9 protein-coding genes are annotated in these 13,667 nt (G+C 71.2%); 2 read left to right on the top strand and 7 right to left on the bottom strand.

The annotated features are described in order from the left end of the window. Positions 1–39: 39 nt before the first annotated feature. Positions 40–1,524 (top strand): ATP-binding protein, encoded by a 1,485-nt coding sequence (locus Ahu01nite_RS36430; RefSeq protein ID WP_203841278.1) that lies wholly within the window; start codon positions 40–42, stop codon positions 1,522–1,524. Here Ahu01nite_RS36430 and Ahu01nite_RS36425 read toward each other — a convergent pair. Beyond that, the gene (locus Ahu01nite_RS36425; protein WP_203841277.1) at positions 1,478–2,569 is read right to left on the bottom strand and encodes a DNA glycosylase AlkZ-like family protein; all 1,092 of its coding nucleotides are present in this window, start codon (positions 2,567–2,569) and stop codon (positions 1,478–1,480) included. The two genes, Ahu01nite_RS36430 and Ahu01nite_RS36425, sit on opposite strands and share 47 nt — an antisense overlap. Before the next feature lie 32 nt (positions 2,570–2,601). On the opposite strand from Ahu01nite_RS36425, the gene Ahu01nite_RS36420 reads away from it, so the two are divergent. Beyond that, positions 2,602–3,297, top strand: a complete 696-nt coding sequence (locus tag Ahu01nite_RS36420; protein WP_203841276.1) for an alpha/beta fold hydrolase — start codon at positions 2,602–2,604, stop codon at positions 3,295–3,297. A gap of 16 nt (positions 3,298–3,313) precedes the next feature. Here the strand turns inward: Ahu01nite_RS36420 and Ahu01nite_RS36415 are convergent, their stop codons facing one another. From Ahu01nite_RS36415 to Ahu01nite_RS36390, 6 genes are all read right to left on the bottom strand, one after another. Beyond that, a complete protein-coding gene (locus tag Ahu01nite_RS36415) occupies positions 3,314–3,775 on the bottom strand; it encodes a VOC family protein (protein ID WP_203841275.1) in 462 nt (153 codons plus the stop codon). 202 nt (positions 3,776–3,977) lie between these two features. Next, the gene (locus Ahu01nite_RS36410; protein WP_203841274.1) at positions 3,978–6,119 is read right to left on the bottom strand and encodes a hypothetical protein; all 2,142 of its coding nucleotides are present in this window, start codon (positions 6,117–6,119) and stop codon (positions 3,978–3,980) included. Then, complete coding sequence (locus Ahu01nite_RS36405) at positions 6,116–7,885, bottom strand: HSP90 family protein (protein WP_203841273.1); 1,770 nt, start codon at positions 7,883–7,885, stop codon at positions 6,116–6,118. The genes Ahu01nite_RS36410 and Ahu01nite_RS36405 overlap by 4 nt, the downstream gene beginning before the upstream one ends. 52 nt (positions 7,886–7,937) lie before the next feature. Continuing rightward, on the bottom strand, positions 7,938–8,468 hold the full coding sequence (locus Ahu01nite_RS36400) for a macro domain-containing protein (protein ID WP_203841272.1): 531 nt from the start codon (positions 8,466–8,468) through the stop codon (positions 7,938–7,940). Positions 8,469–8,902: 434 nt separating this feature from the next. After that, positions 8,903–11,152, bottom strand: coding sequence for a putative bifunctional diguanylate cyclase/phosphodiesterase (locus Ahu01nite_RS36395; protein ID WP_203841271.1), 2,250 nt, complete (start codon positions 11,150–11,152; stop codon positions 8,903–8,905). A gap of 2 nt (positions 11,153–11,154) precedes the next feature. Beyond that, positions 11,155–13,404 (bottom strand): putative bifunctional diguanylate cyclase/phosphodiesterase, encoded by a 2,250-nt coding sequence (locus Ahu01nite_RS36390; protein ID WP_203841270.1) that lies wholly within the window; start codon positions 13,402–13,404, stop codon positions 11,155–11,157. Between the last annotated feature and the right edge of the window lie 263 nt (positions 13,405–13,667).

Below are 13,667 nucleotides of genomic sequence, written 5' to 3'. Positions count from 1 at the left end.
CGCGGACGTGTCACTCTTGGGGCTGGAGAGGGGGCCGTGATGACCGAGTCCTTCCAGTACGCCGGCGCCACCGTCGAGATCGTCGAACCCGGAACAATCCTCGCCGCCGCGCGGGTCAACCCGGTCGAGTTGCTCCGCCGAGCGACGTTCCCAGCCCCCGTGCGCCGCGCCGGGCTGACCGTCTCCAGCGCCGACACACCCGCCGGGGCTCCGCCGACTGATAGTCCCGGCTTGGGTAGAGGCCCAGTTCACGTTTTCTCGGCGGAGATCAGCACCGCCACCGACGACCTGCCCGACCGGGACAGGATCCGGGCGGTGGTGCTCGGCAACGACCCGGTGGGCACGCTGCTCGCCAAGCGGATCGCGGCCGGTGACCAGATCACCACGCGGATCGTGGACGGCGTCGGAACAGCGGCCGTGGCGGCGTACAAAAAGCTGGGTCTTGATCGTCCGGGTGAGCCCGCGGTCCCGCGTGAGGCGCGGACGGACGTCCTGGCCGACGCGGCCGCGGGTCTGCAGGCGACCGTGAGTTACGACGCTGACGGCACCCTGATCCGGCTGCGCGCCGAGGTCCCGCGCGACGAGGTCACCCCGGAGCATCTCGCCGCGATGGTGAAACTGCTGCTCCAGGCCGTGGGGACGCTGGTGCCGGGCGACGAGCCGCTCGCCGGGCGGCGCTATGTCGTGGCCCGCGAGAGCATCCCCAAGGTCGCGACCACCACCCAGGAGGTCACGCTCGACCAGGTCGGCGGGCTCACCGAAATCGTGGCCGAGCTGCGCCAGATCGCCGTCTCGTTCCGGCACCCGGAGGCGATGGCCCGCTGGGGCGCGCGCCGGCCCCAGGGCATCCTGATGTACGGCCCGCCCGGCACCGGCAAGACGATGCTGTCCCGGGCCCTGGCCAACGAGATCGGCGCCGACTTCCGCGAGATCCGCACCCCCGAGATCCTCGACAAGTGGCTCGGCGGCTCGGAACGCAACATCAAGCAGATCTTCCGCGACGCCCGCCGCTACCGGGTCCCGACGCTGATCCTGTTCGACGAGTTCGACTCGATCATCAGTTACGCGGGTTCCGGCGGCGACGCGGCCAGCCAGGCGATCAACGCCGTGGCGGGCATCTTCAAGCAGGAGATGAACGACCTCATCGAGGCCAACCCGAACGTCATCGTCGTGGCGACGACCAACTTCCCGCACCGCGTCGACGACTCCCTGATCCGCTCGGGCCGTTTCGACGTCAAGGTCTCCGTTCCCAAACCCGACGAGAACGGCCGCACCGAGATCTTCCGCAAGATGATCGCCCAGCTCGCCGCGGTCCACGAACGCCCCGGCTTCACGATGTTCGCCGACGGCGTCGACCTGGCCGAGCTCGGCAGGCTCAGCCATGGCATGACCGGCGCCGACATCAAGGAAGCCCTGCGCCGGGTCCAGCTCGCCAAGGCCATGCAGGACGCCCACACCGGCGGCATGGTCGACCCGATCAGCCAACAGGACCTGACGGCCAGCATATCCGGCCTGGGGTTCTGAAGATCCACTTCGCCAGGTCCCCGAGCTCGCGGCGCACGGCCGCCATCGTGGACCTGGCGAAGGGCTCGTCCTCGTGGATCGCGTCCACCCGCAGCAGGCCCGCCGCCCGGTCCGCGGTGGCGTCGACCTTCCCGATCAGGCGGTCGCCGTGCAGGATCGGCATCGCCCAGTAACCCCACCGGCGCTTCGCCGCGGGTTTGTACATCTCCAGCGTGTAGTCGAAGTCGAACAGCTCGGCCATCCGCTTACGGTCGAAGATCAGCTGGTCGAGCGGCGAGAGCAGCGCCACCCGCCCCTGGAACGGCCGGCCCAGCTGCTCCGGGTCGACGCGCCACTTCCCGCGTACGCCCTCGATAACCGCCGCCTCACCGACTTCGTCCTCCCCGGGCCGGGCGATCCCCTGCGCGGTCAGCAACCGCTCCGCGCGCAGCAGCCGGGCCTGCTCCTCGGGCACCGACCCCTCCGGATAGACCCGCTCGGCCAGGTCGAACAGCCGCTTCTGCCCCTCCCGCCCGGTGATCGCCACCTCACCACGCAACACCATCAGATCGAGCAGCCGGTCGACGTTGCGGTTGTTGTTCCAGCCCGACGAGCGCCACGGCACATTGCAGGTGTCCGGCAGCTCGGACAGCGTCAACGGCCCCTCCCGCTCGATCCGATGCAGAATCTCGCGCCGGCAGTCGTCGTTCGCGTCCACCCACTCCCGCACGTCCTCCTCCCACGGCCGCAGATTGGTACGCTCCTGCCACCCGGCCATCCCGGCCCGGTAGAGCGCCAGGTCCTCCCGGGGCCGTGCCCGCCCCCGCAGCTCGATCAACGTCCCGCGCTCCAGGGCCGTCGCCAGCTCCGACTGCTGGTAGGCGGACCCGAGCCGGCTCCACACCACGACGTCCGCGCTCGGCGCCACCGCCGCGGTCGGTTCGAGCTGCAGGAACGTCAGGTGGCGGACCACGTCGAGCAGGGTCGCGGGGCGGGGCTGGTCGAGCAGCTGCGCGCGTACGGCGATCCGTCTTGCTTCCTGCCTCGAAAGCTGATGGATTCCCACAGCCGGAAGACTACGGCCTACGGAGGCTTTCCATGACCACCTACGTCCTTGTCCCCGGAGCCGGCGGCAGCGCCTGGTTCTGGCATCTGCTCACCCCCCACCTAAAGGCAAAAGGCCACGACGTGGTCACCGTCGGGCTTCCCGCCGCCGACGAGGATGCAGGCCTCGACGTGTACGCCCAAACGATCGTCACCGCCGTCGGACAGTCAGCTTCCGACGTGTCCGCCGCGGGCCGGCGCGGGGATCTCGTGGTCGTCGCCATGTCGATGGGCGGGTTCAGCGCGCCCCTGGTCTGCGACCGTCTGCCGGTGACGTCACTTGTCCTGGTCAACGCCATGATCCCGGCCCCGGGCGAGACCGCCGGCGCCTGGTGGGCCAACACGGGCCAGGAACGGGCCCGCCGCGAGTCCGACATCGCCGCGGGCCGCGACCCGGACGCCGATTTCGACCCGGTGACGTACTTCTTCCACGACGTCCCGGCTCCGATCACCACTGCTGCCTTGGAGATCGAGGAGGCGCAGGCCGGCAAGCCGTTCGGGGAGCCGTGGCCGCTGCCCGCCTGGCCGGACGTCCCGACCCGCGTCCTGACCGGCCGCGACGACCGGATCTTCCCGGTGGCCTTCCAGACCCGGATCGCCGAGGAACGGCTCGGCATCACCCCCGAACTGTTGCCGGGCGGCCACCTGCTCGCGCTCAGCCACCCCGCCCGGCTCGCCGAGCTGCTCTGATCCGCGGATTCCCCTCTCAGTCCAGGCAGAACTCGTTGCCCTCGGGGTCGGCCATGACGATGAAGCCGGCGCTCATCGGGGGACCGGGCTCATGCCGCTGGAGCCGCTTCGCACCCAGCGCGGTCAGCCGCTCGCACTCCGCCTCCAGGGCCGCCATCCGGGCCTCGCCCTGCAACCCGGGAGCGGCCCGGACGTCCAGGTGGACCCGGTTCTTCCCGGCCTTGTCCTCCGGAACCCGCTGGAAGAAGACCCGGGGTCCACGCCCGTCCGGATCCTCGATGCCCGACGCCTGGTTGCGCTGCTCCTCCGGTACGCCGACCTTCTCGAGGAACTCGGCCCATGCCGCCAGGGGGTCGGCGCCCTCGCCCAGCTCGACGCCCGGCGGTCCGGGGTGGACGTACCCCAGCGCGTCGCGCCAGAAGGTCGACAACGCCTGCGGGTCATGGGCGTCAAAGGTGACCTGGAATTCGCGGCTCATCGGCTGCTCCGTTCATGGCTGGCGTACATACCTCGCCCAACGATTCTCGTCCGAGGCTGCTACGGGAGGCCAGGGGCCGGACCCGCCCCGGCCGGACCCGCCCCGGCCGGGATCTTGCTGGACCCGTCGCGGCCGGATCTGGCCCAGGCTGGATCGTGGCTGGACCCGTCGCCGTTGGATCGCGCCGGGCGGCGGGCGCGGTTCAGTCCTCGAGGTAGTCCTCCGGAAGGTCGTACTCGTCCGTGACCGCCCGCGCCTCATCGCCGCGTCCCTGCCTGCGCAGTGTCCTGACCAGCACGATCGCGGCATCCCAGTGGATATCGTCATCGGGACCGGCGAGCAGTTCGCGAGCCTGCCACTCGGCCTCCGCCGGGCGCCCCGCCGCCAGGAGCAACTCGGCCCGGTTGACGAGTACGGCACTCAGATCGCTGGCAGCACCGGCCGTCCCGAACGCCGCGACGGCCAGGGCAATGCGGACGACGGCGATCTCCGGCCGTTCCGCGTTGAAGGCCGCGACCGCGTGCAACCGCCCGATCTCGGCAACCGGCACCCCCGGATAAGCCGCGATCAGCTGCGCCGCCCGCGCGATCACCACTCGCGCCTCCTCGCTGGGAGACAGGCAGCGAGCGGCCTTCCCCAGGGTCCGCAACTCGTCCGCCGCGGCACCGAGCTCCCGCTCCGAGACGAGGTGGTCCGCAACGGTGATGCCCTCACCTGCAGCGAGACGGCCAGCAGCGGTGCTGGCCTGGTCCGCAGCGAGATGGTCCGTAACGGTGACGGCCTGGTCCGCAGCGGTGGTGGCCTGGGCTGCGGCGAGGCGGGTGGTGCGGTGGCGGTCGGCGGCGGCGAGGAAGCGCTGGGCTGCGGGCTCGCGGTGCTGGGTGTCGCCGGCCTGTTCCAGGAGGGTGGCGTAGGCGGGCAGGTCGTCCGGCACGTGGGCGGCCTCGCCGATCGCGTCGAGCACCGCCTCGGCCTGCCGCCTGCCGCGCGACCGCTGGTAGAGCTCCCACAACAGATAGCGCCCCCGCACGGCGTCGTCGGCGAGCCCGGCCCGGTCGAGGCTGCGAACAGCTTCCTCCGCCGCCTCGGTGGCATCCCGCCACTGGTCAGCGTTGCGCAGCGCATACGCGACCTGCAGACGCCCCCGCGCCGCCCCGGCAAGATCACCCGCGGCGGTGAGGGCCGCGACCTGCTCGACCTGCGCAGCCAGGGCGTCGTGACCAGCGCGCCCCGCCAGCACGGTGAGCGGCAACCGCGCAGCGAGCGGCGAGGCCGTCATCCGCGCGGCGATCCGGGAGCTCTGATGCGTGTTGCCGTTACGGGCGTCGAAGCGGGCCGCCAGAACGGAAGCCCGTGCGGCGAGCTCGTCATGGGTCTCCGCGACGGTGGATGACCAGCGGCGGGTGCCGTCGTCCGAACGGCGGCGCAGGGGCAGGTCGCCCTGGCCGGCGTCGCGGAGCCGGCCGAGGACCAGGGTGGCAGCGGCCGCGAACTCCATCTCGGCGAACGGTGACGACGGGCGGTCGAGCCAGCTGAGGTGGTGCTCGATGACGTCCAGGCCGGCGGGCTCGTTGCCGCTGCGGCCCAGGAACGTCAGGTGCAGGGCGACGTTGTCGAGGTGGTGCCGGTCCTCGCGGATGTACCGGTAACCGACGCGGTGGGCGTCGACCGCCTCGTCGAACCTGCCCGTGCTGAGGTACGGGAGCAGGAGCTCGGCGAGCATCCACTGGGGCTGCTCGCTGCAGCCGCCCTGTTTCCAGGGGGAGCCGACGCGGATGGCCTCGTCGTGGTCGCCGACCGACGACAGCTGGCGGACCTGTGCTGACGGCACGCAGGCGTGGCAGTCGGAAAGGCCGTCCTGGGCCGCGGTGAGCATCTTGTCGTACCACTCCTGCGCGCCCGCCGTGTCGCCGACGTGGTGGGCGACGAGCCAGCGGTGCTGGTAGACCGCGTGCAGGCTGTGGCCGCCGAGGCGGTAGCGGCGTTCCATGTCGTCGAGCACCGCCACGGTGCGGGCGAGCGGGATGTCGGGGAACTGCGGCAGCGCCCAGACGATCCACTTGAACCGCCACAGCAGGGCGTTCTGCTGGTGGCTGGTGGCGAGCTCCGGTTGCCGGTCGGCTGCCGCGAGGCACCAGGAGAACGCGAGGAAGGCGCGGGCCGGGTCGCCGCCGTGGTGGAACTCGCTGATCGCCGACATCCGGGCGCCGAACGCGAACTTCGTGGCCCCGGCGGCGTCGGCGTGCCGGAACAGCGCGTCCCACGCGGTGAACCGGGCCGGGCCGTCCGGGCGGCGGTGGACCTCGTGCAGCAGGTCGGTGAGCTGCTGCTCGGACATCGTCATCGGGACTCTCCCATCGCGCGTTCGAGCAGACCCAGGAAGGACTGGTTGAGTGCCGCGGTGTCGGCGGGCCGCAGTGGTTGGTGACCGAGCAGGAGGGCCTGCACGTAGAGGCCTTCGACGGCGAGCGCCACCAGGTGCTCGTCGCCGAGGGCGACGGCGCGGCGCACGAGCGGGTTGCGGTGGTTGAAGACGAGCTGGGGCCGGCTGTCGGCGCTCGTCGTGAACGAGCCGAGGATCGAGGACCACAGGTCGTCGGCCTCGTCACGGCCGTGCCGCAGGTCCATCTGCAGGGCGGTGTCGCTGTCGAGCAGGTAGAGCGCGGGCAGCCCGGCCGGCTCGAACACGCGCACCAGCACCTCGACGCCGAGCGGGTCGAGCGTGCGCTGCGCCTGGGTGAGGAACGGCCGCACGGCAAGCTCGGCTTCGGGCTCCAGCGGGTCGAGCCGCATGGCCAGCTCGTTCGCGGTCAGCAGTTCGGTGGTGATGCCGTCGCCGAGACCGGGCAGCCGGCGCAGCAGGTCGGCGTCGTAGACGTAGCCGCCGTTGACGACCGGGATCGACTGCGCGGCGGCGACCGACGCGAGCTGCCGGAACTCGTCGGCGGACGCGATGAAGCGGACCACGCCGTACCGTTCGCGAAATTCTGCCAGGGTGAGCGCGCCCATGTTGGTCTCGAACGGCCACCACTGGTCGATCAGGCGCAGCATGTCGTCGTCGTGGACGGCGAGCGCCTTCACCCCGAGATGGTGCACGTCGAGGAAGAGCCGCAACCGGCGTGGATCGGTACGCCCGAGCGCGGTCAGCCATCCCCGCAGCGACCCGCCGAGCGACTCCCGCACCTGGTCGAGCAGGCCGTCCTCGTAGAGTGCCTCCCGGCTCGCGGTCGGCCGTAGCTCGGTCGTGTCCACCACGCACCGCACGAAGAACGCCCACTCCGGGAGCAGCCCCTCGATGCTCTCCGACAGCAGCATCTGTTTGAGGTAGACCCGGTGCGCCACCCGCGAAGCCGGGTTCGCGGGCATCGGCAGCACGAAGGCCACCCCGCGCAGCCCGGCCGCCGGCACGTCCAGGTCGATCACATCGAAGGGCCGGAAACCGAAGACCTGCTCCGCGTACGCCTCAAGCCGCGCCCGCCGCCCGCCCGCCGACTCGTCCCCGTCCCGCTGCCAGGGCGCGAGCGCCGTGGTCATGGACTCGCCGTCCACCGACACCGCGATCGGCAGCATCGACCCGAACAGCCGGGCCAGCTCGACGACCGTCTCGCGCCGCAGCCAGTGCTCGGCACCCCGGCGCGGCACCAGCGTCACCATCGTGCCCTGCTCGGCGCGCGCCTCGCCCTCGCCCACCTCATAGTGCCCGTCGGAATGCCCGACCCACTCGACGGCCGGCGCGTCCCCGCAGCGTGTCGACACCCGGATCTCATCGGCGACCAGGAAGCACGAGAGCAGCCCGATCCCGAACTGCCCGAGGAACTCGTGCCGCGCGAACCCCAGATCGTCGCGTTTGGAACTGCGCCCGATGGTGGCGAGCAACTCGTGCACCTGCTGCTCGGTCAGCCCGATGCCGCTGTCGTGCACGCGCAGGATGCCGCCGCCGGTCTCGATACGCACGAATCCGGGCGCCCCAGGATCCAGGACCCGGCGCGCGGTGATGGCATCCACGGCGTTCTGCAGCAGCTCCCGCACATACACGCGCGGGCTCGCATACAGATGGTGACTCAATAGATCAACAATGCCCCGAAGATCCACATTGAACGAGTAACCCACCGGCATTTCCTCCCGCGACCCCGACCGAGCGAGAGCACCATATCGGTACGCCCTACGCCTCCGCGGCCCCGTTTCCCGCCCCTGTGGACAACCACTCCTCAAGCTCCCCGGCGGCATCCTCGTCATACGCCACGAGCACGATCCGCCCGACCGAGGTCGTCGCCGAGCGCAACGTCCCCACGGCGATCCGGGCAGCCTGTGCAGCCGGATACCCATACACGCCGGTGGCGATGGCGGGAAAAGCGATGCTGGTCGCGCCCAGTTCGTCCGCGAGAGCGAGGCTGGACCGGTAGCAGGACGCGAGAATCTCGGCCTCGCCGTAGTCGCCGCCCTCCCAGACCGGCCCGACCGTGTGGATGACGTGCCGCACCGGCGGGTCCAGGTCGAAGGCGGGGGTGGCCACCGCGAGGCCCGGGTCCAGCGGTGCGAGGGCCGCACCGGCCTGCGCCAGCCGCGGCCCGGCCGCCCGGTGGATCGCACCGTCCACGCCGCCGCCACCGAGGAGGGACTCGTTGGCGGCGGTCACGATCACGTCCACCTGCTGGTCGGTGATGTCACCGATGACGATCTCCATCGAAGTCATCACCCATGGTGGCACCCGTGCGTCAGCGGGCTGCTTTCAGGATGACCCGGGTGACCGCGCCGGGATCGGAGACCAGGGTCAGGTGGCCGCCGTTGACGCTGGTGACTTTCGCGCCGGCGCGGTCGGCCATGGAGTGCTGGGCGGCGGGGGCGCTGAGCCGCGTACAGAAGCTGCGCGGTCTGGCGTTTGACCTGGCTTGCGAAGGATGTCAGGAAGAGGTCCTGCTTGAGGTAGAGGTCGGCGTCACCCGCGGGGGCGCCGGGGTAGGGGACGAAGTCGAAGAGGGTCTCCGGGGGTGCCGCGAGGGCGGAGTCCGCGCCCGCGAGCGGGAGGACCGTCTCGCCCTCGGCGGGCAGGAGAACGGCTGCGGCGGCCACGACGGACCACCGGCGAGGGCGTAGAGCGACGGAACCTTCCTCTCCAGAGTGGCTCGCCTACCAGGGCGCAGCCGGGGTCTGGAGCCGCACGGTCACCGTACTCTGCGGGGGAAGGTCCGGGGCCGGCCTGCCGAAGTAGTAACCCTGGGCGAAGCGGTAGCCGAGCCTGCGCAGTTCGGCGGCCTGTTCGGCGGTTTCGACACCCTCCGCGACCGCGTGCAGGCCGAGACCGTCGCTGACCTGGATGAGGGCGGTGGCGATGACCGCGTGCCGGCCCGCCATGGTGATGGTGTCCACGAAGGACTTGTCGACCTTGAGGACGTCGACGGGGATGGTCTGCAGCAGGCCCAGCGACGAGTGGCCGGTGCCGAAGTCGTCGAGCGCGATGGCCACGCCCAGCGCGTGCAGGTTCTTGACCGCCTGGACGGCGTGGCCGCGGCCGAAGACCGCGGTCTCGGTGACCTCCGCGGTGAGGTTCTCCGGGGGCAGGCCGGTCGATGCCAGGACCGCGGCGACGACCTCGGTGAAGCCCGGTTCGGCGAGCTGGCGGGCGGAGACGTTGACCGACATGCGGGCCGGTGCGCGGTCGCCGAGTTCGTGCATCCAGGTCACCATCTGCGTGCAGGCGGTGTGCAGGATCCATTCGCCGAGCTCGACGATGAGGCCGTTGCGTTCGGCGGCGGGGATGAACTGGTCCGGCGGGACGAGACCGCGTTCCGGGTGGTGCCAGCGGACCAGGGCCTCGGTGGCGACGACGCGTTCGGTGTGCAGATCGACGATCGGCTGGTAGAGCACGCGGAACTGGCCGTTGTCGATGGCCGTACGCAGTTCCGCGCCCAGTCGCGCCTGCTCGTCGCCGGACTCGTCGAGCTCGGGGTCGTAGCGGCGGTGCCCGTCGAGGGTGCCCTTGGCCGCGTACATGGCGACGTCCGCCCGGCGCAGGACCTCGTACGGATCAATCGTGCCGGTGCTGTCCGCCACGCCGATGCTCGCGCGTACCAGAAGCTCATGGTCCTCGGCCAGGATCGGAGCGCGCAGCGTCTCGGCGAGCCGGACCATCGTCTGGTCCGCGGCCGCCGCCGACGCACCCGCCATGAGCAGCGCGAACTCGTCGCCACCCATGCGGGCCACGAGCACGTCACCGGGCAGCGCGCGGCTCAGCCGGGTGGCGACCACGCTCAGCAGCCGGTCCCCGACGGCATGGCCGAGCCGGTCGTTGACACCCTTGAAGTTGTCGAGGTCGAGCAGCGCGACCTCGACCGGCCCGGCGCCGATCGCGGTGCTCAGCGCCTGCTCGAAGCGGCGGCGGTTGGCCAGCCCGGTGAGGTCGTCCGCCATCGCGAGATCCTTGAGCTGATCGGCCTGGCGCTGCACCTGGGTGACGAAGCCCGACATGCGCCCGAGCACGAGCAGGAACAGGATGATCCCGCCGCCGGCGATGGCGAGCCGGTCGACGATGTCGCCGCCGATCGACGGGACGAACAGCAGCCCCAGCGGCAGCAGGGAGCAGACCGCCAGCACCGCGAGCCGGGAACGGCCGACGCGGGCCTGGGCGCGTTCCTGCGGCAGGGTTCCGGCCTGCTTCATCGAGGGGTGCAGGGCGGCGGCACCCCAGCAGACGTACGCGAACAGCCACCCGCCGTCGAAGATGCTCGGCGCCGTCTCGACGTAGAGCTCGGCCAGCGAGTACGTGACGTCGGAGACCATCAGCAGCACGACGGCGAGCCCGAGCAGCCGTACGCTCGTCGATCGCCGCCCGGGCGCGGTGTAGAACCGGGACAGCATCGCGAGCAGCAGCGCGTCGGCCGCCGGGTAGGCCACCCCGACAATGCGTTCGACGGTCGACGCGGTCGCGTTCGTCGCGATCGGGTGCATCACGAAGACCCAGAACGTCATCCCCAGCCCGACCGCCACGATCGCCGCGTCGGCCAGGGCCGCGACGTCCCGGCCGTCCCGCCCCCTGCCGCGCATCAGCAGCAGCATCCCGGCGACCAGCATCGGGTACGCGCACAGATAGAAAAAGTCAGCAGGCGACGGGTACGGGTCCACGTGCAGGATGTACTGGTAGTACTCGAACGTGAGGTCCCCGACGACCCACGTCACCTGACCGGCGGCGAACCAGTACCACAGCGCCGGCCGCTTCGCCCGGTGCAGGCGCAGCCCCACGATGATCAGCACCGACGACGTCAGGCCGATGGCGTCATACGCGAGCTGGGACTGCAGGCTGTCGCGGGGCAGCAGGTAGTAGCCGGCCGTGGCGAGGGCACCGGCGACCAGCCACCAGCGCCAGAGGCGTTCACGGAGCACGGTCAGCCCACCGCGACGCGGGTGCCGAGGAAGTCGGGTTCGGCGACCGGCCGGCCGAAGTGGTAACCCTGTGCCAGCCGGTAGCCGAGCCGGTACAACTCGGCGGCCTGCTCGGCGGTCTCCACGCCCTCGGCGACGGCCATCAGCCCGAGCCCGCTGCTGACCTGGATCAGCGCGGTGGCGATGACGGCGTGCCGCCCGGCCATGGTGATGGTGTCGACGAACGACTTGTCGACCTTGAGGATGTCCACCGGCACGGTCTGCAGCAGCCCGAGCGACGAGTGCCCGGTGCCGAAGTCGTCCAGCGCGATCTTCACCCCGAGCTCGTGCAGGTCCTTGACGGCCTGCACCGCGAGCCCGCCGCCGAAGACAGCGGTCTCGGTGACCTCCACGATCAGCTGGTGCGCGGCGAGCCCGGTCCAGGCCAGCACCTCGGCGACCAGCGCGGTGAAGCCCGGCTCGGCCAGCTGCCGGGCGGAGACGTTGACCGACATCCGCTGCGGCCCGGCCTCGCCGAACTCGTTACGCCAGACAACCGCTTGCGAGCACGCCGTACGCAGAATCCACGCACCCAGCTCCACGATGAGCCCGTTCTGCTCGGCGACCGGGATGAACTCGGCGGGGCTGATGAGCCCGCGCTCCGGGTGCTCCCAGCGCACGAGCGCCTCCACGGACACGATCCGCCCGTCCGGCAGCGACACGATCGGCTGGTACACCACCCGGAACTGTCCCAGATCCAGTGCGGCCCGGATCTCCGCACCGAGTTTTGCCTGCTCACCGGCCCGCGCGTCCAGGTCGTCGCTGTACCCGCGGTGCCGCCCGCCACCGGCCGCCTTCGCGGCGTACATGGCGATGTCGGCCCGCCGCAGCACCTCGCCCGCGTCCCGGGTCCCGGCGCCGTCCGCGCTGCCGATGCTGGCACCGATCAGCAGTTCGTGCCCACCGGCCTCGACCGGCTTGCGCAGCGCGGCGGCGAGCCGCTCGACGATCCCGGTCATCGCACCCGGGCTCCCAGCCCCCAGCAGTACTGCGAACTCGTCGCCGCCCATCCGCGCCACCAGGTCGTCCTCCCGCAACGCCCCGGCGAGCCGCTTAGCGACCACGGCCAGCAGCCGGTCACCGACCGCGTGCCCCAGCCGGTCGTTCACGTCCTTGAACCCGTCGAGGTCGAGGATCGCCACCTGCGCGTTGCCCGCGGCCACCGACCCGGCGAGCCGCTCCTCGAACACCCGCCGGTTGGGCAGCCCGGTGAGCGCGTCACACAACGCGAGCTCCTCCAGCTGCCCCGCCTGCCGCTGCACCTGCGCCACGAACCCCGCCGTCCGGGCGAGGACCAGCAGGAACAGGACGACGGCCCCGACGCCGATCGCGAGCCAGTTCAGCTTCCCCGGCCCGATCATCAGCCCCTGCACGAACAGCACCGCCGGAACCAGCAGCGTGCAGGCGGCGAGCAACGCCAGCCGGGTACGCCCGAGCGTGGCCGTGGTGCCCCGGGCCTGCAACTCCGGCTGCGGCGCCGGCGCCCGCGACGAGCGGTCCAGCGCTGCGGCCCCCCACATCGTGTTGGAGATCAGCCACCCGACCGCCACCACACCCTCGAACTCGGGCGCGAACGTCGGCATGAACTGGAACAGCACGTCGGACACGAGCAACGCCACCATGCCCACGGTCAGCAGCCCGAGGCTCACCGTCAGCCGCCCCGACCGGATCACCAGCTGCGCGACCAGAGCGATCAGAAGCAGATCCAGCGCCGGGTACGCCGCCCCGATCACCCGCTGCAGCAGCGGGCTCGACGCATCCGCCGCCATCGGCGCGATCACGAACACCCACCACACCAGGCTCAACCCACCGGAGATGATGGCCGCGTCGAGAATCCCCGCCCAGTCCCGCCCGAGCCGCCCCCGCGCCACCAGCAACGTCCCGGCCACGAGCAGCGGGAACGCGCCAAGATAGAACGCATCAGCAAGGGACGGAAAAGGCGAAAGATGCAAAACCTGCCGATAGATCTCGTACGTCACATCGCCGCACAACCGCAGCCCCACCGCCCCGGCGAACACGTACCACCCCACCCGCTGAACGGGCCGGTTCCGCCGCACCCCGGCCACGATCGCCCCCAGCGTCGCCACGGTGAACGAGTTGTAGAAAACAGCCGCCACAGGAGTCCCGTCACGCAGGAACGGATACGCGACGCTGACCAGCAGCCCCACGATCACCCACGCCCCGACCACCCGGTCAGCAGTTCCCTTCCGCACGACATGCCATCGGCAGCCCCGGCCCCCAACTGAGCCTCTCTTGACCTTCACCCCGACTAATCCACCCGCTCAGCCTCATTCCGCCCGCCCGACAGCTCTGGCCGCTGCGAGCGCGCCTGGCAGCTCTTCTCTCCTGTCGCGCGCCCGCTGCTCTTCCCGCCTCTTTCACCCACCCGGGAGGACTTTCGAGGGCGAGCCGGCGCAGCCGGTGCAGTACCCAGGTGTCAGAACCACGACGGCGGCCACCACTCGTAGCGCCTGTT

The organism is Winogradskya humida, from assembly GCF_016862215.1.
GTDB lineage: Bacteria > Actinomycetota > Actinomycetes > Mycobacteriales > Micromonosporaceae > Actinoplanes > Actinoplanes humidus.
The sequence above is the reverse complement of the archived record's forward strand: the minus strand, read 5'-3'. Positions and strand labels throughout refer to the sequence as shown.

Coding starts and splice junctions, on each gene's coding strand:
- Ahu01nite_RS36415 (WP_203841275.1), bottom strand. CDS start 3,775: ATGAGCCGCGAATTCCAGGTCACCTTTGACGCCCATGACCCGCAGGCG.
- Ahu01nite_RS36430 (WP_203841278.1), top strand. CDS start 40: ATGACCGAGTCCTTCCAGTACGCCGGCGCCACCGTCGAGATCGTCGAA.
- Ahu01nite_RS36420 (WP_203841276.1), top strand. CDS start 2,602: ATGACCACCTACGTCCTTGTCCCCGGAGCCGGCGGCAGCGCCTGGTTC.
- Ahu01nite_RS36400 (WP_203841272.1), bottom strand. CDS start 8,468: ATGACTTCGATGGAGATCGTCATCGGTGACATCACCGACCAGCAGGTG.
- Ahu01nite_RS36410 (WP_203841274.1), bottom strand. CDS start 6,119: ATGACGATGTCCGAGCAGCAGCTCACCGACCTGCTGCACGAGGTCCAC.